Genomic DNA, 23,043 nt, shown 5'->3' with positions numbered 1-23,043 from the left:
TTAGTCTGGGGTATAAAATAATGGCATTATTATTTTTTGGCAGTTTGCTGATTGTGCTGGGCTTATTGGCCGGATGCCTCTTACTGATTGCGCCTCTGGGCATCATCGAAATTAATCCGGGTATAGGACTTTGGCTGCTGTTTCCTATCTTTAGTATTGGCGGCTATATTTTGCTGATACTCACACCCAATTTTACCAGGCTACGCCTGCTGGCTTTATTTTTATCCAGCTTATTACTCTTGCTGGCCGCTACTGCTGCAACCGAATTAATGCTCTATGCCAGCACGCTTCTGCAGCCCGCGGGCAGCACACTGATCCTGTGGTATGTATTAATCATTGCCGGTGGGCTCGGCGTGGTGGTAACGGGGGCTTTCGATATCAAAAAATTCATCGCAAAAATACGCCGCACCAAAGCCGGGCCACCGCCACAGCCTGATCCGCCGGTTAAACCCAAGCACTAATCCTGCAACTGTAAAACCGCTAGCTCTTCCTCGCTAAACCCTGCTGCTCTGCGTGCTTCTAAATTAAATGGCCCACGCTGTTTTGCTGCCTGATACTGCAGAGCTAGCTGCCGGTAGGCCGCAATTGTGTCCAAACCCCGCTCCTCACACAGAGCCTTATACCAGCGATTGCCAATGGCTACATGGCCCACTTCGTCTCTCAGGATAATATCCAAAATGGCGGCACCTGCCTTGTCCCCCCGATGCCCTAGCCGGTCACGAATTTGTGGTGTGACATCCAGACCCCGCGCCTCAAGCGTGCGAGGCACCAGCGCCAGCCTTGCCAGCAAATCATCACGGGTTCTTTCTGCCATATCCCATAAACCGTTATGTGCCGCAAAATCACCATAGGCGTAGCCCAGCGTCTGCAAGTGCTCTTGCAGCAACTCAAAATGATAAGCCTCTTCGCGGGCTACTTTTAACCAATCGCGGTAAAAATCTTCGGGCAGCCCTGCAAAGCGCCACAAAATATCAAGCGCCAGATTAATGGCATTAAATTCAATATGCGCCAGAGCATGGATCAGAGCGGCATGCCCTTCCGGCGTGCTGATTTTACGGCGTGGCACATCCATCGGTGGCACCAAAGGCGGGCGCTCATTCAAACCCGGTGTTTGCCCGGTACTGATAATTTGTTCATCACAAGCAAGAAGATGCTGATCTTCGATAGCACGCACAAGGGCTACTTTATCGCTATGATTAGCCATTTGCAGCGCGAGCAAGGCTTGGTGACGGATGGATTTCATGGCGGGTAACTGCAAGTAAAAGACGTATTCTGGACAGTCGGGCAGAGCTTGGCAAATAGATCATCCATCTTTTCCCAGAAAAAAACCTGTAGACACAAAGATTAGGAAGAACACTGAGCGCTCAGAAAAAACCAAGACTTCTTTAGGTTTTCTCTGTGTTCTTCGTATGCTCATTGATCTTTGTGTCTACAGGCCTAACAATTAATGCAGTTTAATTCTAGGCTTACTCACCCGGTCAATATATTCACCCCATGTGGCCAGCCAGGTTTTAAACCAGCCATTCACCGCCACCTGGTGCTTTTTATACAGTGACCAGTACATCATTTTGGCAAACTGGCCCTCGATAAATAAGCTGCCACGGGCGATCCCCCCCATCAGGCTGCCCACGGTGCTGTATTCACCCAGGGAAACCAGCGAGCCGTAATCCTGATATTTAAATTCTGGCAGGGGTTTGCCGGCTAAATAAAGGGGAATACTTTTGGCCAGCAACATCGCCTGCTGATGCGCAGATTGAGCACGTGGCGGCACCGTGGCTCCTGTGTCCCCCAGCGGGCAGGCAGCGCAATCGCCCAGCGCAAAAATACTAGGGTCACGCGAAGCTTGTAATGTACGGCCAACTACCAGCTGATTCAGGCGATTACTCTCCAGCCCGGCAATCTCTTTAAGAAAATCTGCCGCCTTAATTCCTGCAGCCCACACCACCAGATCGCTTGGGATAAACTTGCCCGAGGCCATTTGTACCCCCGCAGCAGACACATCTACCACCCGCTCATTGGCATGAATTTCCACCGCCATTTTGCGCAGCTCAAGCGCCACTGCATCAGATAGCCGCTCCGGCAATGCCGACAATAATCTGGGAGCAGCATCCACAATCACAATTTTTAAATCGCGCTCGGGGTGAATATTGGCAAAACCAAAGCTGCTCATAATGCGCGTGGCCATATGCAGCTCGGCCGATAACTCCACCCCGGTTGCGCCGCCTCCAATAATCGTTACGGTAAAGCGGCCTTCACCGGCCTGTTTACGCCTTGCCTGTGCACGTAAGCAGCTATTGATAAAGCGTTTATTAAAGCGCTCTGCCGCAGCCGGCGTATCCAGCATAATGGCGTGCTCGGCAACGCCCGGTGTACCAAAATCATTGGTCTGGCTACCCAGCGCCATGACTAAAGCATCGTAAGCAATGGTCTGCTCAGGCACGAGCTCACTGCCATCTTCTTCATCGATCGTCGGGGCCAGCACCACTTGCTTGGTGTCCCTATCCAACCCTGTCATACGGCCAAGACGAAAATCAAAATGATGCCAGCGGGCTAACGCGATATATTCCAGCTCGTCAGCATGGCTGTCCAAAGTACCTGCCGCTACCTGATGCAACAGCGGCTTCCAGATATGGGTACGGGCTGCATCGATCAAAGTGATATGCGCTTTACCCTTACGGCCCAGCTTTTCACCTAATTTAACCGCCAGCTCTAAACCACCAGCCCCGCCTCCAACAATGACGATGCGCTTTAAAGCCGTCATAACCATCCTCCCGCTCGATTGATTGATTAACTTAACTATGCAGCAAGATGCTTGTAAAAATGTCTGCAAAACAACTATGGAAAACCAACTTAGATTGCATCCTGTGGATCGGCTGCTCACGGGCCAGAAAAATGCCGTCCACCTTAACAGTGAACGGCACATGCCTGCTTGGCTAAGCCTCAAGCCACGCAAGATCGCAACCTTATTGCACTTTAGAGACCTGGCCAAAGCGAGGATGGCTCTGATCAGCATTGCTGGTTCGCACATACAAGCTGCCACTTACTGCAGGCTTATGATTTGCATCGTAAACTGACCACTGCTTACCATCAGTTGAATACTGGATCTGCACATTTGGGATCTCGGTATTAGCGTGCAACACACCATCTACTACTTTCGAGCCAACTTTTGGCAAACGGTATTTAATCTGATGAGCATCAAGCTTTTCTAAGCCTCGCGCCCCAATTGCATTCACAAACCGGCTGTAATCATTTTCCAGGGCTTGCTTATCTACATGCTTGCTTTCTTTGGAATACACCGTATTAGCCTGGAATTTTTCCCAGCCTGGTTTATTCCAGGCCCGCTCTGCCAGCGCAAAGATGCGCGGATAAATCATATATTCAGCCTGCTCATCCGTTCTTTGCGTTTCAGACCATAAATGGCCGGAAATCCCTTTAATATTTGGCGCTGTTGTTGGCGAAGTAATCGTCATCGCCTTACCATCGCGATCCACGCTGGTCTCTGCATTTTGCGCCAGATTACCCGGGGCAAAAGAGAAGATTTTTTTCAATGGATTAGCACGGGCTGCCCAATAATAACCACGTTCTGATGGATCAATTTCATTAGGCATATCCAGATATAAATAATCCGGATTGGATAAAACGATATCAAAGCCTTTTTGATTAAACTTCGAAACAACCTCGGTTCCGCCCCAGAATAAAGTATCCCAGACATTAACAGTTGGTTTAACCGTCATTTCGCTGGCGCTCTTCAGATGAGTCAAACCATCTTGCCAGCTTTGGAATGAGTTAATCTGATGCGGAACCAGCTCTTTATTGATTTCTTTACCGAACCAGGAAGTTAAGCCATCAAATGAAGCCACCGTGCCGTTTTTCACCAGCGCCTGGCAGGCCTGGGATTTCTCGTAAGGGAAGTTCTGTGCCTTTTTATCAATAATCCCCTGGCCCGGCTTTGCATCTGCAGCACTGGCATAACCACCACCCAGCATAATATTTTTGGCCTCATCACCACCGTAATGCCAGGTTGTTAATTGAAGACCCGCTTCGGCATACATTGCATTCACTTCGGCAATTACTTTTTTAGCAAAGTTTTTTGCCGAAGGCAGGCAAACATTCATAAAGCCTTGCTTATCATAAAACTGAACAGTAGTAACCTGCGAGGTATCCGTCGGGTCTAATAAGCGATATTGCTCTGCGGCTTTTTTATTACCACTTTTCATTAGATGATTGTAACGCGCCTCCATTGACACCACGGCGGCTCTGGAATGCCCAGGCATATCAATTTCTGGAATCACTTCAATATTTCTGTCTTTAGCGTATTTCAAGATTTCAATGAAATCAGCACGGGTATAAAAACCATCTGATTTTTGCGCCTCAGTACCATGGCCCAGCTGGGGTAATAATTGAGTTTGCTCATTTTTAGAATTAAAGCCGCGCTGGGCACCTACGCTGGTTAATTCATCCAGGCCATTAATTTGCAGGCGCCAGCCTTCATCATCGCTTAAATGTAGATGCAGCTTGTTTAATTTCAATTCGCTCATCTGCTCAATTAAATTAAACACATGCTGTTTGGATTTAAAATTACGTGCAGAATCCAGCATCATGCCACGGTATTCATAGCGTGGCGCATCATTCACTACCATTTCTGACAGATTATCTTTGGATTTAATATCTACCAGAGAAAGCAGGGAATTAAAACCATTCATTGCACCCGCAGCATCAAAACCATAAACTTGCGCTACGCCATCTTTAATCATTAAAGTGTAACCGCCTGCTTTTTTTGCCGCAGCTAATTGGATTTTATCCTGAGCCACAGCAACATTTACCACTAATGCCTGTTCTTTCTTCTGAGCCAGCAGCTGATATTTCTTTAGTGAATTTGCAAATACTGATCTGGCATGATCTGCCGTATCTATGTTATTTAAGAACAAACCATTTTTGATGGAAACGCTATCTGGTTTGTTTATTTTTTGCTCGATTGGCGCAGGAATAATCCGATCCTTAGCTCCAGCTTCATCCATTTTTGCGGTGTAAACATCATAACGTTTTAAAGTGTCAAGAATCAGGTTTTCATCAGAGCTGGCGCGCTTGGCCTGGGCGGTGCTCAAGGGCGTGGCAAACCGGGTCACATCTTCTGTGTCTGTATTTTTGATAGTTTTTGTCTGGCCGTTGGCACTCACCATCCAGCGCGGGAAAGTATCGTAATCACTCACATGCCAGTACTCACTGATTAAATCAATTTGAATACTTTTACCTGCAGCAATACCCATGAATTTATCTGTGGGAGTTAAACGGTTTAAATCGCCAGTGATATGCTCAATTTTAAATTGATCACCAGCAACAGACAATATTCTTCTTGGCGAAGGAATAATAATCGAGAAATTTTTATCATTTAAAGCACTGCCGGTATTACTCAAGGTAATGGTAGAACGATAGCAAGTTGCCCAATCTGCACCCAGCTGCTTACAGGTTTTCTCTGCTTCAGCCCCTTTAACATCAATATGCACTTTTAATTGCTTTGCTAATGACTCGGCACTTGGGCTGGCAAAAGCTAAGCCTGAAAATAGGGCGCTGACTAATACTGAAATTACTTTAGCTTGAGTTTGCATATCGATCCCATTTATAAAGTGAATAAAATCCTGCGCAATACCTGGCAATAGCTGCAACATGCAAAAAATAAGCATATTGCATTAATTCGGCTATTTAAACTTGATTAGCCCAATATTCTTTGTCTTTGATAATCAACATTGTAATATCAATTTTGGTAAAATTAAAAGATGGCAAAAAATGGTGATAATCACCTGTTCATTAAATTAATATTGATATATTCGTAAAAAGTGCATGCCAGCAGAGTATTTCGGTTAAAAAACCAAAATTAACTACGCTAATTTTGTTGTGAATCAATAAAAATTTATTATTAAATTCCAACCCATAGCTCATATCGCTATATAAAACACGCATTATATTTTAATATAATTTAAAAAATATTTTTTCAAGCTTGTTTGCCGCTGTAAATAACCATATAAATACAAAAACATCCATGCCAGTTAAATTATTCCACAAACACAGTGACATTCTCAAAGGGCATAGCATATTTATTTCAATTGAATACGGCAGGGAACGATAGACATGCCCGCTTTAGCACCTTGGCTAAAGCGGGCATAGGGAAGGATATTTCAAAACAGAGGCAGCTCCGGGCGGTAATCCGCCAGCACAATCAAATCCAGATGATGCTTTGTACCTACAGCACCCTGACCCTGGCATCGCCCGCTGCCAGCTTGCCGATCACCGCAGCCTGAGCAAAGCCCTGCTGCCGGAACATAGCCAAGACTTCATCAGCCTGCCCGGCCGCGCAGGCCACCAGCAAGCCACCTGATGTTTGTGCATCGGCCAACATGCGCTGCTGCCATGCTGGCACCCCTGCCGCGAAATCAACGTCATGACCAAAGCTGGCCAGATTACGCTCAATGGCACCCGGGCCAATACCCTGCTCGGCAAAACCAATAGCAGCAGAAAGCATGGGCAGGCTACTGGCGTCCACCAGGGCCGTTAAATGCGCGCCACGACACACTTCTAAAAGATGCCCCAGCAGGCCAAAGCCGGTAACGTCGGTCAGTGCGTGTACGGCAGGCAGCTTAGCTAAATCTGCCCCCACCTTATTTAATTGGGTAGTGGTATCAATCAGCTGCTGATAGCCCGCCACATCCAGCAGGCCTTTTTTCATGGCGGTGCCCAAAATACCGATTCCCAGCGGCTTGCCTAGAATCAGCACATCGCCCGCTTTGGCATCGCTGTTCTTTTTAAGCTGCTTAGGATGCACCAGCCCCATAGCCACCAAGCCATAAATAGGCTCCGGTGCATCAATCGAATGCCCGCCAGCAATAGGAATACCTGCTTCAGCGCACACGGCGGCACCACCTGCCAGAATTTGCTGAATATCTTCAATTGGCAGCAGATTGACCGGCATGCCGACAATCGCCAGCGCCATAATCGGCGTGCCGCCCATGGCGTAGATATCAGAGATGGCATTGGTAGCGGCAATGCGGCCAAAATCAAAGGCATCATCCACAATCGGCATAAAAAAGTCGGTAGTGGCGACCAAGGCCTGCTCGTCATTGAGCCAGTACACGGCGGCATCGTCCGAAGTTTCCGTACCCACCAAAAGCTTGGGAAACAAAGCCGCCGCCGGCAATTTAGATAGCATTTCCGATAAAACAGCCGGGGCGATTTTGCAGCCGCAACCGCCGCCATGCGATAAAGAAGTTAATTTTGTACTCATTATTGCAATGTCCTGATCATTCATTTATGCGCCACCATAGCAGCCCTGCGCACCTTTGACGAGCAATCTTAGAGCCGATTCAAATGAATTTATTCACGATCATTGCGCCAGCGTGGGACAATTCAATTAATCGCGAGCCTAAATGTGAAATGACGTGAAAAATTTATTGGTAACCTTAGCTGATCTTCCCGCTTTTGAAGAGGTGATCGATGTACGCACCCCGCTTGAATATGCAGATGACCATATTCCCGGGGCAATCAACGCGCCGGTACTCAGCAATGAAGAGCGCGTGATTGTTGGCACCCTGTATAAACAAGACCCTTTTGCCGCCACCAAGCTGGGCGCGGGCCTGGTGGCCAAGAATCTTGGCATTCATCTTGCCACCACCTTTAAAGACAGGCCCAAAAACTGGAGACCGCTGATTTATTGCTGGCGCGGCGGCAAGCGCTCCGGATCGATGACCACCTGGTTTAATCTGATCGGCTGGAAAGCGCGGCAACTGGCAGGCGGCTACAAGGCTTATCGCGGCCAGGTACTGCAGCAATTGGAAGCGCTGCCTGCGGCCTTGCGCTTTATTGTTCTGGCCGGGCACACCGGCTGCGGCAAGACCCGCTTACTGCATGCGCTGGCACAAAATGGCGCGCAAACACTGGATCTGGAAGGCTTGGCCAAACATCGCGGCTCAGTCCTTGGCAGCTTTCCTGCTGCAAGCCAGCCATCACAAAAAAGCTTTGACAGCCAGCTAATCCGCCAGCTGTCCCTGTTTGACCACACCCGGCCGGTGTTTGTAGAGGCCGAAAGCAAACGTGTTGGCAAAATCCACCTGCCCGCCAGCCTGATGTTGGCAATTCGCGCCGCTGATTGCATCTTGCTGCAAGCCAGCTTTACAGACCGGATCCGCTTTTTATGTGACGATTACGCCAGCCTGTTTGATGATCCGGCCAGCTTTAAAATCAAGCTATCCCGCCTGGTTGAAATGCACGGTAAAGTGGTTTTAGCCCACTGGAACGAGCTGATTGATCAAGGCCAGAAAGCCGAGCTATTTAGCGAACTGATCAGCCTGCACTACGACCCCGCCTACAAGCGCAGCAGCCAGGGCAATTACCTCAGGCTAAGCGATGCAAGGCCGCTGGTAATTGACCCATCCGGTGATTTAAGCGCCTGCGCCAAACAATTGATTGTGGACTTAGCTGCGTAAAATTAAAAAAGGGGAAGCCAGCAGCCTCCCCTTTTTTATGCATCAAAGATACTCAGTCACTACAACCTGAACCTTTGCACCGACTGATGTAAGCGAGCAGACAAGTTTTGCAGATCCTGTGCCGAACGGGCGCTTAGCTGAATTTCCTGCGCTTCTGCTTCTGCCCGCTGGGCAATCTGCTCTACAGCTTTGGCTATCTCCGTCGTTGCCATACTCTGCTCACGAATCGCACTACTGATACTGTCAACTACACTACGCACCTGCTCTGCCCCAAGCCGAATATCCTCGATTGCGGTACCTGCTTCATTAGCCAGCACCACACTCGCATTTGCCTGCTGCACACCGCTTTCCATTTGCACAATCGCTTCCCGCGTACCGGATTGGATCTGCCCAACCATCGTTGCAATCTCTAAAGTTGACTGGCTGGTGCGCTCAGCCAGTTTACGCACCTCATCGGCAACCACAGAAAAACCTCGGCCTTGCTCACCCGCTCTGGCCGCTTCAATTGCAGCATTCAAAGCCAGTAGATACCGTCTTGCCGGTCAAGCATTTTGATACTCAGCTTGATACTTTTTCTGTGTTTTCAGCACGCCGAAGCTCAGGTGTACCAGTTTGCGCATGCAAGCGCCCAAGGCAGACATTTTGCTCTTGCCTCGGGCAAGCAAACGTTCAAATAAGGCTTTGACGTGGGGGTTGTATTTTGTGGCAACAATAGCGGCCATATAAAGTACTGCACGTATTTGCGAAGGGCCAGCTTTGGACAGTTTAGCGCGACCTAATAGTGACGAACCTGATTGTCGCTCGACCGGCACCAAGCCCAAATAGGCCGATAGTTGTTCGGCTGTATTGAACTGATGCATGTGCATCACAGCCAACAATTGTGTCCCACTTTGCGGTCCAATTGCAGGGATGCTTTGTAGTAAATCTAGGTCATTTTTCAGTCCTGGATGGCGGTCGATGTGATCGTCGATTTGGCTTTGCAGCTTTTTGAGTTGCGCGTTTAGAAAGGCGATGCTGTCGTTAATCGACTGATGAATCAGCTCTGGTGTAACAGTCGACTGTGCTTTTTCTTGGCGATTTTGTTCGCGCAGCAAGTCTTGCAGAATCGCTTCGCGGCGGGCAAGAAACCCTTTCAAAATGCGGGCTTCGGGCGGCGGAGGCAGCCACGCGGCAGGGTTAATCATGGCGCAGTAACGTGCCAGCACTTGGCTATCAACGCCATCGGTTTTGGTGCGAACAGCGAGGCCTTGGCCAAAATGTTTGACCTGTGCGGGATTGGCAATCGAGACGCACACGCCAGCATCATGTAGCAGCGTAGCGGCTAATTCGTGATACACGCCAGTGGCTTCCATGGTGACGTGCAACTGATCATGAGGGATGTGATTTTTAGTCAGCCAGGCCAGTAAATCGGCGAGACCTTTGGCGGTATTGGTAACGACTTTGGCTTTGCCTTTGAGCGGGTCAAGCTGGGTTAGCAAATAACAATCGAGTTTAGCTTTAGCCACATCCATACCAAGATAAAACATGAGAACTCTTCCTGTAAAAAAGCCTAATTCGCCCACTTGCCTTGTGCATACAGGGTCAGCCCTTGGCTACCGTTCAGTGTCTGATTTGGCGAAAGAAGAGAGGCGAAGGGTTTGATCTACAAGAGAAGGTCAATGCCTTAAGGTTGGGCCCAAACTCACTTTGCCTCGTGTGGTAGTAGCTAACCACCACAGGGAACAAGATACAAGGTTAGTCTGATCGGCAATTTCCTTAATCGTACTGACAATCGAAGTGATCTTATCTGACTGCCGTCCTAATTCTTCGATTCTGACCGCCGAGCCTTTCACCAGTTCGGCAATTTTATGTACTTCAGATGTCGCACGGTGAATCACCAGCGCTCCGTGCCCCGACATTTCCCTGGCACTTTCGGCCAAACCACGGGCATCACTGGTGTTTGCCGTGACATGATCAATCGACACCGACATTTCTTCTACCGCAGCCGCCATAGCCGATGCTGATTCGCTCTGCTCATTCGAGCGGCGGGCCACTTCTGCCGAACTATGGCTCAGGCTGCTTGCCGCCGTACTCATCTGCCCTGCACCGCTCAGCACCTCGGCAATCATGGAGCGTAAAGTCTGCTGCATATCCCGCAAACTGGCCATCAGGCTGTCTTTATCATCATCCTTACAGGCAACAAGCTGATCCAAGCGCCCACTTGCCACACTTCTGGCCAGCGCCACCGCTGCCTGGGGCTCGCCGCCAAGCAACTTAAATAATGAGCGCCCAAGCATCAGAAGAGTCAGTGCCACCAACCCCATCATCAGTAAACCCAACGGCAAAATCACCCATAAAACAGAGCGAAACTTCGCATCAACGTCATCAATGTAAATACCGGTGCCAATCACCCAGCCCCAGGGTGAAAAACCTTGCACATAGGAAATCTTATCCACCGGCCCGGAGTGCCCCGGCTTACTCCACTGGTAGTTAACAAAGCCTGCACCCTCACTTTTAACCACCTGGACCATTTCCAGAAACAACGCCTTACCATTCGGATCTTTCAGCTGAGACAGATCCTTACCTTCAAGCTCTGGCTTGATGGCATGCATCAGCATTTTCGGATTAAGATCATTAACCCAGAAATACTCTTTTTTATCATAACGAATCGCCTTCAAGGCCTGTAGCGCAGCAGCTTGCGCGCTGGCCTGATCCATTTTTCCTTCCCGGCTGAGCTGCTCAAAATGCGCCACTACCGTTTGCGCAGCCTCGGCTAAATTACGAACTTTATCTTTCCGGCTATCGAGCATTTCATCTTTGAAATGAAACAGCATCAGGCTACCCATCAATATAAACGCCAGCAAAGTAATACCTGCAACCCACACCAGTCTGGTGCGTAAAGTCATACCAGCTTGCCCGTTCATTACATCCTCCCGTGTTTATTATTAATTGCTTATTCACTGGATTATGCCCATGTAAGGATTGAATGAGACAGTCTTTCAGTAATTTGTTGTAAATCTACGACTGCGAATAAATGGATATGTCAAAGGACTCCGTGCACGCAGTTGCAAAACTGCCAGACAAATCAGCCCCTGCGATACTATCTGTAATGAACATCACCATAAATACTTTGCATAGAATGAGCTGCGGATGATTCAAATAAAATACATTCCATATAAAATAAAGCACACAATGTAATTAAATACCATGCAGCAATATGGATATCTATTTAAAATACAAAAAATTCTTTCCATTTTTTTAAAATAAAAAAATTATGCATAAAAAATATCTATTAAGCATGTTTATTATTTCAAGCTATATAATCAGCCCATTTAGCCATGCCATAGAAAAAACAGATCAGATCAAAGATATAGTAAATGCAACTATTACCCCCATGCAAAAAGAATTCAATATTCCAGGCATAGCTGTTGCAGTAAGTATTGATGGCAAGAATTATTTTTATAATTATGGTGTGGCATCAAAAGAAAACCAGCAAACCGTTAGCCAGGACACACTATTTGAAATTGGCTCGATTAGTAAAACCTTTACCGCCACGCTGGCCTCGTATGCCCAAATCAATGGCCAGCTTTCTTTTAGCGATAGTGTCAGCCTGCATGTGCCATTTTTAGCTGGCAGTGCCTTTGATACAGTCAGCCTGCTCAATCTAGCGACCCACACCGCTGGCGGGCTGCCACTGCAAGTACCTGAAGAAATTAAGAATAATGAACAGCTGATGACGTATTTTAAAAACTGGCAGCCCAGGCATGCAGCAGGGAGTTATCGCACTTACTCCAACCCCAGCATTGGCCTGCTCGGCTTAATTACAGCTAAAAGCATGAATAGCTCTTTTGAAGATGCAGTTCAAAATTATATATTTTCTAAATTAAAAATGAACAATAGCTATATCAAAGTGCCCACAGCTCAGATGCAAAATTATGCCCAGGGCTACAATAAAAAAGACGAACCTGTCCGGGTCAATCCTGGTGTTTTAGATTCCGAAGCCTATGGGATCAAATCCAGCTCGGCAGATATGATTAAATTTATAAATGCCAATATGAAAACGGGTAAAATAGACAACAAAGTGCAACAGGCACTTATCAATACTCACACAGGTTATTTTAAATCTGGCGCAATCACGCAGGATTTAATCTGGGAGCAATATACTTACCCGGCAGAATTAGCTACTTTATTAGCTGGCAATAGCCAAGCCATGGCCTTTCAGGACAATACCGCCCAGCCAATTAGCCCGGCAATCGCTCCGCAAGATAAGGTATGGATCAATAAAACTGGCGGCACAGGTGGCTTTTCTGCCTATGTGGCATTTATTCCAGCTCAAAAAATGGGGATTGTAATTCTGGCAAATAAAAACTACCCCATTACACCACGGGTAACTGCGGCTTATCAGATATTTAGCCAGCTGGAGCAGCAGAGGCTTAAAAACTAGGTGTTTTACATGCCATAAAAAATTAAGGGGTGCCATGCAGGCCCCCTTAAATCCCGCCCGATAAAAACCCGCACAACATAAAAGAAAAAATACTCAAATATGATTAGGGATTAACCAGGAAATCGTGGCCCTTGCAGTGCAAGCGTACCGCTACGCCCTTCCAGCTCGCCCATTTCTACGCTGTGATACGGCAGCGTACTGGTATCAAGCGCATTAAATAACTCTAAAGTAGAGACCAGCTTATAGCCCTGATCCAGCCAGCCTTGTAGCAGGCGTTCGAAAACAGGCAGTAATTTCATGCCTTCCAGCTCGGCATGCAAGGTATAGACATGCCCGAATTCCGGCTCGGCCGCAGTAAGTTTAAGCAAATGTTCGTGCACATTATCCGGCGTTAAATTACCTACGCCGATCAGCTCATCCAACGTTGGCAGAGTAGTTGGCAGCTGCACACAGCGTACTGGCTCGCCCTTTACCACTGGCCAGAATGGATGGGTGCCACGCGTGTCCGAAGCGTAAGTTAGAGCCATGCGCTGCTGATGGCGATAGGCTTCCGGATTCATTTGCCAGCCTGCTGCGCCGTGGGTTTTAGCGGGTAAGCCAAATACTTCGGTAAAGCGTGCTACGGCTAAATCAATTTGCCCGCGCGTCCATGCGGCCGATTCACCTGCCACATAGTCTTGCCATTTGATGTGATCCCAAGTATGAATCCCGACTTCAAAACCACCGGCAGCCACACTGCGCAAGATATCCGCACAGCGGCGGCCAATATCCGGGCCGGGCAAAAGCGTACCGTAAAGCAGCGTTTGGATACCGTAGTGCTCTACTACCGAGGTGCGTGATACTTTTTTCATAAAACCGGGGCGAAACACCCGTTTAATCGCCCGCCCGGTATGATCTGGCCCCAGGCTGAACAGGAAGGTGGCATCTGCGCCCAGACGTTGCAGCAATTCAACCAGGCGAGGCACGCCCTCACGGGTGCCGCGATAAGTATCGACATCAATTTTTAAAGCGAGAAGTTTCATTCAGATATTTTTTTAATGAGTTTGTGAAGTAGAGGCGGCAGCACGCTGATTGTGCCTCCTGAGCATTTCCTGCTGCATCGCAGTGAACTGCTGGTGAATCTGATTACGTATGGTATCAAGGGCAAAGCCCGCCAGCGGGCTTGATTGCCATTCTGCGTGGTAGCTTATCACGGTCTGGCCCTGCACCGGCTTTAGCAGCGCGACACTTTTGTATTCCTCACTGCCACCTACCGAGGTGGCGCGAATTTCATTCAGGGGTTTTAAATCAACATCCCGTACCGATTCATAATGATAATCAAAAAAACTTAAAGGCACATTCAGCACCTGGGAGACACGCCAATGATTGCCTGTCTGGCTAATAATATGGCTGCTGATTAACTGCGGTAAAAACTGCGGCATATGTTCAAAATCAATCATAACCTGCCAGGCCAGCTCTTTACTGACCGGCACACTGAGTTCGGCATCAATTTTGATCAGTTCAGCGTCTTTATGTGCATCAACCTTTGGCTCGGCAGCAGATACAAAGCAGCAGCACAGCAAGGCTAAATATGCCACTCTCACCGGATGACCTTCAAAATAAGCAAGCCCAGCTCGTACATCTGCCCACGCTCCATCTGATGGCAACGCACTACCTTTACCCGCACCGCCAATGGCACTCTCGGCCCTGTACCATCAGAGGGCGGCATCACAAACAGGTCAAACTGCTCGTCCGGCCTTGGCACATAGCTAGTCTCCACCGTTAAACCCGTAACGCTTAAATCGGTGCAGTTACCATAATATGCAGAGCCATAATCAAGCGGGCGGATTTTGACTTTACACTTAACGGGAACACGTAAAGCATCCCGTTTATTGTGATCACTCATACCGGCTTTCATGCAGAAAATCCTGTTGGATGGTGATCGGAAAAATATCGGCTAAACTCATTTCATGCTGTACTCACAATCTTAGTTCGAGAATGCCCCAAGGAGGAGTGACCATGTCGGATATTTCAGCAATTAAATCTTATGTTGTAAGCCTGAACCAGGCTCTGAAACAAACTTCGCAACAGACCTCCCAGCAATTGGAACAAATTGCCAACAGAGTCTCTAAAAAATCGGAAGCCGCTACGGATGTAGGCCTGGCCAGCATTCAACGTTCCAACTCCATGAACGAAGTGCTGGGGGAGTATCGTAATAAAATCGATACTTTTGCCTAAAATAGATAAGCGCAGTAATAAAGCAATTAACCAGTATCAAAATCACTTAAAGAAGCGCGCCGCAATCTCTGGTGCGCTTCTTCATTTAAACCTCCCGCGTCACACGCAGGACTTCTTCCAGCGTTGTTTCCCCATCCAATACCCGGCGAACACCATACTGGCGCAGGCTCAGCATACCCTGACTGCTGGCATAAAGCTTAATGGCCTGCTCAGTGGTCCGCTCGTGCATCATGCTGCGAATATTTTCATCAATCACCAGCAACTCATACAGGCCGCTACGGCCACGATAACCACTTTGCTTGCACTGGGCACAACCTACCGCACGGAAAACTGGCTGATCACTACCCAATTGCCCTGTAGTTAAAGCATCCGGCTCGTGCAGCTGGCGGCAAGCCGGACAAAGACGGCGGGCTAAGCGCTGAGCCAACACACCCAATAAAGACGAGGCCAGCAAAAATGGCTCAATGCCCATATCCACCAAACGCGTTACCGCGCTGGCGGCATCATTGGTGTGTAAGGTCGCCAAAACTAAGTGGCCGGTCAGAGAGGCCTGCACCGCAATTTGTGCAGTTTCTAAATCGCGAATCTCACCGATCATCACCACATCCGGGTCCTGACGCAAAATTGCACGCAGGGCACGGGCAAAAGTCATATCAATCCGTGTACTGACCTGAGTCTGCCCTACCCCATCCAGATCATATTCAATGGGATCTTCTACCGTCATGATGTTGCTGGAACTGGCATCCATACCGCTCATCGCAGCATAGAGCGTGGTGGTTTTACCCGAACCGGTTGGCCCTGTCACCAGAATAATACCGTGCGGCTGAGCGAGCAGTTTTTCTAAAGTGGCCAGCGTATCGGCCGCCATTCCCAGCTTGGCCAGGTTCAAACGCCCCGCCGATTTATCCAACAGCCGCAATACCACCCGCTCACCATGGCCAGTTGGCAGGGTTGAAACCCGCACATCAACAGGCCTGCCTGCGATGCGAAGAGTAATCCGTCCATCCTGCGGCAAGCGTTTTTCGGCAATATCAAGGCCTGCCATCACCTTGATCCGCGATACCAGCGCAGCATGCAAAGCACGTTTAGGCTCGATCACATCGGCTAAGCGGCCATCAATACGAAAACGCACCACCGAGCGCGTTTCGAACGGCTCGATATGAACATCAGAGGCATTTTCGCGCAGCGCTTCAGTGAGCAAAGCATTAATCAGGCGGATAATCGGCGCGTCGTCTTCGGTTTCGAGCAGATCTTCGATTTCAGGCAGTTCCTGGGCCAGGCGTGACAGATCCAGATTTTCTTCCAGATCATCCACTACCATCGCCGCTCCACTGCCCTGACCAAATAATTGTGACAGCTGCGATTCAAACTCTGCCGCCTCTACTACCGAGATATTAAGTGGCCTGGCTACCACTCGGCGTAATTCGTTAAGCGCAGACAAATCACCGCCTTTACGAAACAACACGGTTACCGAATCCGCTTCCTGGTGAACATCTACTACGCCCCGGTCTCTGGCAAAGTGGTACGGTACTAAACGGCTCATTGTTTAGCCACCGGTTCTGAAAGAACCAAAGGAGTTGCTTTACGCACATCAATCACATCGGGCAGCACAACGGCAGGCATATCCGGCAACAGCGCACTACTTGGGCGCTCGAAACGATTTTGCTCGGCACGCAGGTACTGATAACGATCTGACGACAAGATACGGGTTGCATCTGCATCTCTTAATACGACGGGACGCAAAAACACCATCAGATTTACTTTCTCTGATTTACGATCTTCATAACGGAATAATGCCCCCAGGTAAGGAATATCACCAAGAAGAGGCACTTGACTGCGTTTATAGGTCACCCGGTCTTCAATCAGGCCCCCTAAAACAATAATCTGACCATCATCAACCAATACTTTGGAATCAATAGAACGGGTTTTTGTCGCCAGGCCTGCTCCATCGGTTAATACCGATTTATCGATGCTGGATACTTCCTGATACACCGTCAGCGTAATACTGCCCCCCTCCGATACCTGAGGGCGAACACGCAGCTTGATCCCAACATCTTTGCGCTCAATCGAAACAAAAGGATTGGCATTTGCACCAGATGAGGCCTGGGTGCCGGTAATGATCGGAATATTCTGTCCCACCATGATTTTGGCTTCTTCATTATCCAGCGTCATCAGATTAGGAGTGGAAAGCACATTACCGTCACCGCTATCTTGCAATGCCGAGGCAAGCACCCCCAACGTAGGCGTGCGGCCATTCACCGGATTACCATTTAAAATGCCGAGACTTAAACCACTGGGAATCACGGATGGATCTTTGCTGGCAATCCCTGCAAGCAAAGAGCCCAAGCCATTTAGCGAGGAGGCGCCCACTCCGGCAACACTGTCATTACCGCCAGCCAGCAGCCATTGCACGCCAAATGCACCCGCTTTAGACACATTGACTTCGGCAATCATCGCCTCTACATAAACCTGGGCGCGACGAACATCCAGTTTATCGATCACCGAACGCAGATTGTTATAGATATTATCCGGCGCAGTAATGACCAGGGAGTTGGTCATATTATCAGCCTGGATCATCACATTAACGCCGCCCACCTGCACATTGGCAGCGGCAGAAGTTGGCGCGGCGGGCGCACTCGCAGGCATGCCCCCTGCGGGACTAGATGACATACTGCTAGCAGGCGCGGCAGCGGATGAGCCGGAGTCCTGCCCGGTCATAATTCCTTTCAGGGTATTAGCCAGCTTGGCGGCTTCGGCATTTTTTAAATACACCACATGAATATTACCGCCCGCAGTACCCTGGCTATCCATCGTTGCTGCCAGTTTTTTAATTTGCTGTGCATGCATGATGTTTTCACTACGCACCAGCAGGCTATTACTACGCAAATCCGGCACAACCACACTACGCTTTACGCCCTCGGCCTGAGGTGTGCCCTGATTCACCCCTTGCACCATAATCTCCGGCATCAGGCGGCCAAGGTTTTGTGCCACATCAATAGCTGAGGCGTATTTCAGTGACACCGAGAATACATCCGAGCTGCTGGGCTGATCGATCCGCTCGATAATTTCATTCAAGCGGCGGATATTGTCGGCGTAATCAGTAATCACCAGCGTATTGCCATTGGGATATGCCGAAATCGTATTGTTCGGACTAATCAAAGGGCGCAGGATAGGCACCATTTGCACGGCAGATTCGTATTTCAGCGGGTAAACCTGCGTCACCATCCGATCCCCCGCCAGCTTCATGCTGCGGTTGCCGGTATTGCTGTAATGCTGCTTGGCATCGGCTTCGGGCAAGACTTTCACCACACCACTGGATTCAACTGCCGTAAACCCTTGCTGGCGCAGGGCTGCTAATAAAATTGGAAAAACCATTTCTTTGCTCACCGTCTGGCTTGACACGATATTGAGTGTGCCTTTTACCCTTGGATCAATGACAAAGTTTTTACCTGAAATCAAGCCAATGGCTTTAATGGTTGACTCGATATCAGCATTAACAAAATTAAGTGTGACCTTATCATCAGCAGCAGTTGATAACTGGGAAGCAAAAAGGCAGGCAAGTAAAAAGGGGCGCAGAATCATGGGATTTAACAACTCAAGGCTGAATAAGATATTGCAAATTGACCGAGCTGCCGTTGCGAAGCACAACGAGCAACACTTTGGGCTGCTGACTAAATACAGTATAAATCAAGGAAATATCGGCGATCTGGCTCAGACTCTGACCATTAATCGTTTTGATTACATCACCATTTTGCAATTGCAAAAGCCTGGAGAAAGGCTGAGCAGCAATATTATCAATTTGAATGCCCCCTTCGCGATAGCTAGAAAGCCCTTTGGCCCAATCGGCCACATTGGCTCCTTGCATCGCACCGGCCAGCTGACCACGAGAAAGGGATGTTTGAGTTGCAGCAACGGGTACGCTGGGCATAGCAGCTGCACTCGCGCCAGAGCTAAGAGAAACTATCTCCTTATGTCCTTCCAGCATCAGTGTCTGACGTCGTCCATTATCATCAAGCACCACATGATCGCTGGCAATTTCCAGTAACTTAATATTCCCCTGCAAGGTTTGGCCCACCTGAGCTGCCACGGCACTGGCTTCTAGCCCGGTAAAAATGGCCGCACCATAGCCTTTTTGCCCCGCAATTACGGCTAAAAGCCTGGCTTGAATGGTTGGCGATGCAGACACCTGGCCCCCTTCGCTACCAAACCAATCCTGTGCTGCAGAAAAATCCTGTACTTTTTGAGCAGAAATTTCGGCAGGCAAAATCAGGCGCAAAGCGCTTGGGCTGGGCTCGAAAACACGCCAAAAAAACCCGGCTAAAAGCCACAACAGGATGCAAAGTAAGGCAGGCTGTACTTTTGCTATAAGAGTAGTAAGACGAGGCAAATGGAAAGCTTTCACGAAGGCAAGGTACTTTGCACAAATGGGAACCTCAGTTTATACCGCAAACCCCAGTAGCTGACTACAGCATAGATATTTCATTCGAAGGGTGTTGACACGATTTTTACGGCATGATCTAATGCGCACCTCTTTAAGAGGCAGGGTAAGCAGCTCAGTAAGCGGAGCCGCTAATCATGCAGATTTGTTGTTTTACAGATAGGTGATAGCTCAGTTACTAGAGCGTCTCCTTGTACGTTTGATCTCTTACTCAGCGTACTCAATGTTTTACAGATGGGTGATTAGCTCAGTTGGTAGAGCGTCTGCCTTACACGCAGAATGTCGGCGGTTCGACCCCGTCATCACCCACCAATAGTATGATGTAGTTAAGATTTAAACATACCGCTGCGGAGTGGTAGTTCAGTTGGTTAGAATACCGGCCTGTCACGCCGGGGGTCGCGGGTTCGAGTCCCGTCCGCTCCGCCAAGTATCCTGTATCAGAAGTTACAAATAGGTTTTACAGATGGGTGATTAGCTCAGTTGGTAGAGCGTCTGCCTTACACGCAGAATGTCGGCGGTTCGACCCCGTCATCACCCACCAATAGTGTTAGTTAAGATTTAATATATACCACTGCGGAGTGGTAGTTCAGTTGGTTAGAATACCGGCCTGTCACGCCGGGGGTCGCGGGTTCGAGTCCCGTCCGCTCCGCCAAGTATCCTGTATCAGAAGTTACAAATAGGTTTTACAGATGGGTGATTAGCTCAGTTGCTAGAGCGTCTCCTTGTACGTTTGGTCTCTTGCTCAGCGTACTCAATGTTTTACAGATGGGTGATTAGCTCAGTTGGTAGAGCGTCTGCCTTACACGCAGAATGTCGGCGGTTCGACCCCGTCATCACCCACCAATAGTGTTAGTTAAGATTTAATATATACCGCTGCGGAGTGGTAGTTCAGTTGGTTAGAATACCGGCCTGTCACGCCGGGGGTCGCGGGTTCGAGTCCCGTCCGCTCCGCCAAGTATCCTGTATCAGAAGTTACAAATAGGTTTTACAGATGGGTGATTAGCTCAGTTGGTAGAGCGTCTGCCTTACACGCAGAATGTCGGCGGTTCGACCCCGTCATCACCCACCACACCCCTCTTTTTCTGCTGAATAAAAAATCCTTCTCTTACTAGATATTTTTTCAGGTTACCGAAAAAAATAGCTATTATTCCCCCCGAAATTAATTAATCATTTGTTGTTTCACAACCACTATTTTTTTATTTTTTGCAATTCATTTATCGCAAAGAAGAGATGCAACCGCTAAACTAGCAGCCTCTTAGCAAGGTGGTCACAGCATATGAAATCTCCCCTTGCCATGATCGCAGCGTTATCAACGCGCATGATCTGCCTTGCACTGGTTGCAGGTATTTTGGCATCGCACTTTCTTCTAGCACAACAGCCAAGCCTTATAGGCTATGCGCTTGAGCTATGGTTTCTTACCTGTGCTCTGGCCCTTTTTTTACACAAAAAGCAGAGCCAAATCCTACCCAGCCCAAATACAGAAACGCGTCCTGTCAATGACTTCTCTGCGTGCCTGCCTGATTTAATCTGGTGCATCAGCTTTGCAAACCGCAGTGTCAATTCACTCAATCACAGTTTTTCCGATATCCATCCTCAGGTAACGGCAGAAAATAAAAAAATATCCAGCCTTTTCCCCGCCCGAATCTCCCGACAGTACCTGGAAGCCCTAATTTCAGTGCAAAGCACACAAAAGCCGCAAACGTTTGAATACCAATATGGCGGCAACGATCAGGTCAAACGCTACTTCGAGGCGCGCTTATTGCCACAATCTTCCAGAGATTGCATGGCGGTCATCCGTGATATCACGCATATCAAAGACACCGAGCAGGCTTTATTGAACCAGCAGTTATTTGTGCATCAAATTATTGATTCTAGCCCCAATTTAATTTTTGTCCGGGATAAGCATGGGCGCTTCTTATTGGTAAACCATGCAACCCAGACTCAATTGGGGCACGAGCTCTTAGTGCAATCACATATGGGTTTAGTCGATTCGCCGCAACCCTTCACACTTGGGGACAATGATGTACTGGAGAAAGGCGAAACAATTCGCCATCTAGATTCATGGACCATGCCCGACAATCAAACACATTGGTTTGATATTACCAAGCTGCCGATTGTGCGCGATGAAAATACCTATATTTTATCAATTGCAATGGACATTTCACATCTGAAAAGCACAGAAGCTGCAATGGAAGACATTGAAAGCCTGATTCGTACTGTGGCCGATGCTCTGCCAGTGCGTTTTGTTCTAGTTAAACAGGGCTTGATTACCTTTGCCAACCAGGGGCAGAAATCTTATTTAGCCAAAGTAATAATGAGCTCTCCGGAAAAGCACTAACAGATTTAATCGCCTCTAATGAAGACTCCAGCAGTTACCAGATCATTGAGCTTACCAAAATAGATAATCAGCTAGTTATTTTTAAATAATCTTCACAAACCCGCTGTTATTATTTAGATGGTTTCCCTTTATAAATATAAACAATCAATTGTAAAATTCAAAAATACCATGGTGTAATTTTGAACTAGAAAGTAGTGCACTGATTATTGCAAAGGCTCACAAGCCAATCAACCTGAATAAACAACCGGTCCTGCCAAGCAGCAAAAAAAATGGAAAAAATCCATCATGACATCACCATCGGGTAATTCATTCATATAAAATAAACTGAGGCCCTGCCTAGTCAAATTACCCTTGCCATTTAAAATGGCATATCACAATCCAAAAAAAGTGCGGCACGGATTTAATATTAAATCCAATATGCCACACGGGGGATACTCTAATTAAATCGCCATCTGTTTTTATTAAAAATCCAGCAAAAAACAGACTCCTGCCTGTATCAAAATAAACAACACGATAAGATATTTGCCCGATTTTTATTCCAAGCTTTTTGCCAGCATCAGTAGCATTCCGGCTGTTGCCCCCCACACCACACGTCCGTCATATTCCAGAAAATAAGTAAACCCGCGCTGACCATTGCGCTCCACCATTTTGCGCTCAAAACGGCGAGAATCCAGTACAACATCCAAAGGTAATTCAAACACATCAGCCACTTCATTTGAATCCGGAACCAACTCAAAACCCGGCTGTAAAACGCCTACAACAGGCGTTACTCTAAACCGGCTAAAGGTAAAATACTCGGCAAGGCACCCCATCACCTTAATTCGAGCAGGAGAAATGCCTACCTCTTCATGCGTTTCCCGTAAAGCGGTTGCGACCAGATCAAGATCTTGCACCTCATAAGCACCTCCGGGAAAACTCACTTGCCCGGCATGGGTTGAAAGATGTGCAGCACGCTCTGTAAATAAAACAGTAGACCCTGACGAGTGCAAAACCAGAGGAATCAGTACCGCAGCCTTGCGGCTGTCTGCAACCATCTCTCCCCCCAAATCACCAGCTGTCACATATCTGGCAGTATCCAATTTGGATTGCAGCCATGGAATCATCAAACCCGAGTTCGGTAAAATCACGATAGTACCTATTATTTTTGTTATTC

General features: G+C 48.1%; 19 protein-coding genes and 7 tRNA genes. 12 read left to right on the top strand and 14 right to left on the bottom strand.

Annotation, left to right across the window (positions count from 1 at the left end; all coding sequences use genetic code 11):
* Positions 1 to 20 precede the first annotated feature (20 nt).
* Entirely contained in the window at positions 21 to 461 is a 441-nt protein-coding gene (locus EJO50_RS00210) for a hypothetical protein (protein WP_125971021.1), read from the top strand.
* Here the strand turns inward: EJO50_RS00210 and EJO50_RS00205 are convergent.
* From EJO50_RS00205 to selD, 4 genes are all read right to left on the bottom strand, one after another.
* On the bottom strand, positions 458 to 1,243 hold the full coding sequence (locus EJO50_RS00205; protein ID WP_125971020.1) for a ferritin-like domain-containing protein: 786 nt from the start codon (positions 1,241 to 1,243) through the stop codon (positions 458 to 460). The two genes, EJO50_RS00210 and EJO50_RS00205, sit on opposite strands and share 4 nt — an antisense overlap.
* A 201-nt stretch (positions 1,244 to 1,444) precedes the next feature.
* The gene (locus EJO50_RS00200; RefSeq protein ID WP_233702126.1) at positions 1,445 to 2,761 is read right to left on the bottom strand and encodes an NAD(P)/FAD-dependent oxidoreductase; all 1,317 of its coding nucleotides are present in this window, start codon (positions 2,759 to 2,761) and stop codon (positions 1,445 to 1,447) included.
* Positions 2,762 to 2,963: 202 nt separating this feature from the next.
* Complete coding sequence (locus EJO50_RS00195; protein ID WP_164521384.1) at positions 2,964 to 5,606, bottom strand: family 20 glycosylhydrolase; 2,643 nt, start codon at positions 5,604 to 5,606, stop codon at positions 2,964 to 2,966.
* A 632-nt stretch (positions 5,607 to 6,238) separates the two neighbouring features.
* Complete coding sequence (gene selD, locus EJO50_RS00190) at positions 6,239 to 7,276, bottom strand: selenide, water dikinase SelD (protein WP_233702125.1); 1,038 nt, start codon at positions 7,274 to 7,276, stop codon at positions 6,239 to 6,241.
* Positions 7,277 to 7,430: 154 nt separating this feature from the next.
* Between selD and mnmH the strand changes: the two genes are divergently transcribed.
* Complete coding sequence (gene mnmH / locus EJO50_RS00185) at positions 7,431 to 8,474, top strand: tRNA 2-selenouridine(34) synthase MnmH (RefSeq protein ID WP_125971016.1); 1,044 nt, start codon at positions 7,431 to 7,433, stop codon at positions 8,472 to 8,474.
* 59 nt (positions 8,475 to 8,533) lie between these two features.
* Here mnmH and EJO50_RS00180 read toward each other — a convergent pair whose 3' ends face one another.
* From EJO50_RS00180 to EJO50_RS00170, 3 genes are all read right to left on the bottom strand, one after another.
* On the bottom strand, positions 8,534 to 8,992 hold the full coding sequence (locus tag EJO50_RS00180) for a methyl-accepting chemotaxis protein (protein WP_308418407.1): 459 nt from the start codon (positions 8,990 to 8,992) through the stop codon (positions 8,534 to 8,536).
* A 24-nt stretch (positions 8,993 to 9,016) separates the two neighbouring features.
* Positions 9,017 to 10,000: an IS110 family RNA-guided transposase gene (locus tag EJO50_RS00175; RefSeq protein WP_125971014.1), complete on the bottom strand. Its 984-nt coding sequence runs from the start codon at positions 9,998 to 10,000 to the stop codon at positions 9,017 to 9,019.
* A 129-nt stretch (positions 10,001 to 10,129) separates the two neighbouring features.
* Complete coding sequence (locus tag EJO50_RS00170) at positions 10,130 to 11,377, bottom strand: cache domain-containing protein (RefSeq protein ID WP_125971013.1); 1,248 nt, start codon at positions 11,375 to 11,377, stop codon at positions 10,130 to 10,132.
* Between the two features lie 350 nt (positions 11,378 to 11,727).
* Between EJO50_RS00170 and ampC the strand changes: the two genes are divergently transcribed.
* Complete coding sequence (gene ampC, locus EJO50_RS00165) at positions 11,728 to 12,897, top strand: class C beta-lactamase (protein ID WP_125971012.1); 1,170 nt, start codon at positions 11,728 to 11,730, stop codon at positions 12,895 to 12,897.
* A gap of 110 nt (positions 12,898 to 13,007) precedes the next feature.
* Here ampC and EJO50_RS00160 read toward each other — a convergent pair whose 3' ends face one another.
* From EJO50_RS00160 to EJO50_RS00150, 3 genes are read right to left on the bottom strand one after another with little or no spacing between them, the layout of a single operon-like run.
* Positions 13,008 to 13,919, bottom strand: a complete 912-nt coding sequence (locus EJO50_RS00160; RefSeq protein ID WP_125971011.1) for a polysaccharide deacetylase family protein — start codon at positions 13,917 to 13,919, stop codon at positions 13,008 to 13,010.
* Between the two features lie 12 nt (positions 13,920 to 13,931).
* Complete coding sequence (locus EJO50_RS00155; RefSeq protein WP_125971010.1) at positions 13,932 to 14,474, bottom strand: SRPBCC family protein; 543 nt, start codon at positions 14,472 to 14,474, stop codon at positions 13,932 to 13,934.
* Positions 14,475 to 14,476: 2 nt separating this feature from the next.
* Positions 14,477 to 14,794 carry a PilZ domain-containing protein gene (locus EJO50_RS00150; RefSeq protein WP_125971009.1) on the bottom strand — a complete coding sequence of 106 codons (318 nt, stop codon included), beginning with the start codon at positions 14,792 to 14,794 and terminating at the stop codon, positions 14,477 to 14,479.
* A gap of 101 nt (positions 14,795 to 14,895) precedes the next feature.
* Here EJO50_RS00150 and EJO50_RS00145 point away from each other — a divergent pair, with 101 nt between their 5' ends.
* Complete coding sequence (locus EJO50_RS00145) at positions 14,896 to 15,114, top strand: hypothetical protein (RefSeq protein ID WP_125971008.1); 219 nt, start codon at positions 14,896 to 14,898, stop codon at positions 15,112 to 15,114.
* 85 nt (positions 15,115 to 15,199) lie between these two features.
* On the opposite strand, the gene gspE is transcribed toward EJO50_RS00145, so the two are convergent.
* Genes gspE through EJO50_RS00130 form a run of 3 tightly spaced genes read right to left on the bottom strand, consistent with a single transcriptional unit; the run spans position 15,200 to position 19,501 of the window.
* Positions 15,200 to 16,657 carry a type II secretion system ATPase GspE gene (gene gspE / locus EJO50_RS00140; RefSeq protein WP_125971007.1) on the bottom strand — a complete coding sequence of 486 codons (1,458 nt, stop codon included), beginning with the start codon at positions 16,655 to 16,657 and terminating at the stop codon, positions 15,200 to 15,202.
* Positions 16,654 to 18,696, bottom strand: coding sequence for a type II secretion system secretin GspD (gspD, locus tag EJO50_RS00135; protein ID WP_125971006.1), 2,043 nt, complete (start codon positions 18,694 to 18,696; stop codon positions 16,654 to 16,656). The genes gspE and gspD overlap by 4 nt, the downstream gene beginning before the upstream one ends.
* Before the next feature lie 13 nt (positions 18,697 to 18,709).
* Positions 18,710 to 19,501, bottom strand: coding sequence for a type II secretion system protein N (locus tag EJO50_RS00130; protein ID WP_164521383.1), 792 nt, complete (start codon positions 19,499 to 19,501; stop codon positions 18,710 to 18,712).
* A 287-nt stretch (positions 19,502 to 19,788) separates the two neighbouring features.
* On the opposite strand from EJO50_RS00130, the gene EJO50_RS00125 reads away from it, so the two are divergent.
* The 8 genes from EJO50_RS00125 (at position 19,789) to EJO50_RS00090 (ending at position 21,890) form a co-directional block, all read left to right on the top strand.
* Positions 19,789 to 19,864: transfer RNA gene (locus tag EJO50_RS00125), tRNA-Val, on the top strand.
* A 37-nt stretch (positions 19,865 to 19,901) separates the two neighbouring features.
* Positions 19,902 to 19,978 (top strand) — tRNA-Asp (locus EJO50_RS00120).
* A gap of 39 nt (positions 19,979 to 20,017) precedes the next feature.
* Positions 20,018 to 20,093: transfer RNA gene (locus EJO50_RS00115), tRNA-Val, on the top strand.
* Between the two features lie 34 nt (positions 20,094 to 20,127).
* Positions 20,128 to 20,204 (top strand) — tRNA-Asp (locus EJO50_RS00110).
* Between the two features lie 115 nt (positions 20,205 to 20,319).
* A tRNA-Val gene (locus tag EJO50_RS00105) sits at positions 20,320 to 20,395 on the top strand.
* A 34-nt stretch (positions 20,396 to 20,429) separates the two neighbouring features.
* Positions 20,430 to 20,506, top strand: a tRNA-Asp gene (locus tag EJO50_RS00100).
* Between the two features lie 39 nt (positions 20,507 to 20,545).
* Positions 20,546 to 20,621 (top strand) — tRNA-Val (locus tag EJO50_RS00095).
* A 207-nt stretch (positions 20,622 to 20,828) separates the two neighbouring features.
* Complete coding sequence (locus tag EJO50_RS00090) at positions 20,829 to 21,890, top strand: PAS domain-containing protein (protein WP_125971004.1); 1,062 nt, start codon at positions 20,829 to 20,831, stop codon at positions 21,888 to 21,890.
* A gap of 533 nt (positions 21,891 to 22,423) precedes the next feature.
* Here the strand turns inward: EJO50_RS00090 and EJO50_RS00085 are convergent.
* Positions 22,424 to 23,017 (bottom strand): CoA pyrophosphatase, encoded by a 594-nt coding sequence (locus EJO50_RS00085; protein ID WP_125971003.1) that lies wholly within the window; start codon positions 23,015 to 23,017, stop codon positions 22,424 to 22,426.
* Between the last annotated feature and the right edge of the window lie 26 nt (positions 23,018 to 23,043).

The organism is Iodobacter ciconiae, from assembly GCF_003952345.1.
GTDB classification, from domain to species: domain Bacteria; phylum Pseudomonadota; class Gammaproteobacteria; order Burkholderiales; family Chitinibacteraceae; genus Iodobacter; species Iodobacter ciconiae.
The sequence above is the reverse complement of the archived record's forward strand: the minus strand, read 5'-3'. Positions and strand labels throughout refer to the sequence as shown.

What these genes read in the sequence shown, in the direction of transcription:
- EJO50_RS00175 (WP_125971014.1), bottom strand. Translation starts at nt 10,000, where the DNA reads ATGTTTTATCTTGGTATGGATGTGGCTAAAGCTAAACTCGATTGTTAT.
- EJO50_RS00210 (WP_125971021.1), top strand. Translation starts at nt 21, where the DNA reads ATGGCATTATTATTTTTTGGCAGTTTGCTGATTGTGCTGGGCTTATTG.
- selD (WP_233702125.1), bottom strand. Translation starts at nt 7,276, where the DNA reads ATGAGTACAAAATTAACTTCTTTATCGCATGGCGGCGGTTGCGGCTGC.
- EJO50_RS00170 (WP_125971013.1), bottom strand. Translation starts at nt 11,377, where the DNA reads ATGAACGGGCAAGCTGGTATGACTTTACGCACCAGACTGGTGTGGGTT.
- ampC (WP_125971012.1), top strand. Translation starts at nt 11,728, where the DNA reads ATGCATAAAAAATATCTATTAAGCATGTTTATTATTTCAAGCTATATA.
- EJO50_RS00205 (WP_125971020.1), bottom strand. Translation starts at nt 1,243, where the DNA reads ATGAAATCCATCCGTCACCAAGCCTTGCTCGCGCTGCAAATGGCTAAT.
- gspD (WP_125971006.1), bottom strand. Translation starts at nt 18,696, where the DNA reads ATGATTCTGCGCCCCTTTTTACTTGCCTGCCTTTTTGCTTCCCAGTTA.
- EJO50_RS00150 (WP_125971009.1), bottom strand. Translation starts at nt 14,794, where the DNA reads ATGAAAGCCGGTATGAGTGATCACAATAAACGGGATGCTTTACGTGTT.
- EJO50_RS00145 (WP_125971008.1), top strand. Translation starts at nt 14,896, where the DNA reads ATGTCGGATATTTCAGCAATTAAATCTTATGTTGTAAGCCTGAACCAG.
- EJO50_RS00160 (WP_125971011.1), bottom strand. Translation starts at nt 13,919, where the DNA reads ATGAAACTTCTCGCTTTAAAAATTGATGTCGATACTTATCGCGGCACC.
- EJO50_RS00195 (WP_164521384.1), bottom strand. Translation starts at nt 5,606, where the DNA reads ATGCAAACTCAAGCTAAAGTAATTTCAGTATTAGTCAGCGCCCTATTT.
- EJO50_RS00200 (WP_233702126.1), bottom strand. Translation starts at nt 2,761, where the DNA reads ATGACGGCTTTAAAGCGCATCGTCATTGTTGGAGGCGGGGCTGGTGGT.
- gspE (WP_125971007.1), bottom strand. Translation starts at nt 16,657, where the DNA reads ATGAGCCGTTTAGTACCGTACCACTTTGCCAGAGACCGGGGCGTAGTA.
- EJO50_RS00090 (WP_125971004.1), top strand. Translation starts at nt 20,829, where the DNA reads ATGAAATCTCCCCTTGCCATGATCGCAGCGTTATCAACGCGCATGATC.